This is a genomic window from Paracoccus wurundjeri (genome assembly GCF_030678915.1).
Taxonomy (GTDB): domain Bacteria; phylum Pseudomonadota; class Alphaproteobacteria; order Rhodobacterales; family Rhodobacteraceae; genus Paracoccus; species Paracoccus onubensis_A.
In genome coordinates this window covers 1-210 of the sequence record NZ_JAUUTZ010000074.1, presented here as the reverse complement: position 1 = coordinate 210, position 210 = coordinate 1, and the positions used below count along the sequence as shown (strand labels likewise).

Annotated in this window: 1 tRNA gene; it reads right to left on the bottom strand. The window is 58.6% G+C overall.

Going from position 1 to position 210, the window contains the following annotated elements:
• Window positions 1–99 precede the first annotated feature (99 nt).
• A tRNA-Met gene (locus Q0601_RS24670) sits at window positions 100–176 on the bottom strand.
• Window positions 177–210 lie beyond the last annotated feature (34 nt).

Here is a 210-nt window from a genome sequence, read left to right as displayed (position 1 = left end):
AGCTTCGGGTCGAAGTGCGGGGCGATCTAGCCGACATCCTTGCGATCTCGCTGGAACGTAAAAAGCCCTCCGGTGGGGAGGGCGGTGCGCAATTTGTGATGGTTGCGGGGGTAGGATTTGAACCTACGACCTTCAGGTTATGAGCCTGACGAGCTACCGGGCTGCTCTACCCCGCGCCATTTGCATCGCTTTTGGTTGCGCTGCCTGTTT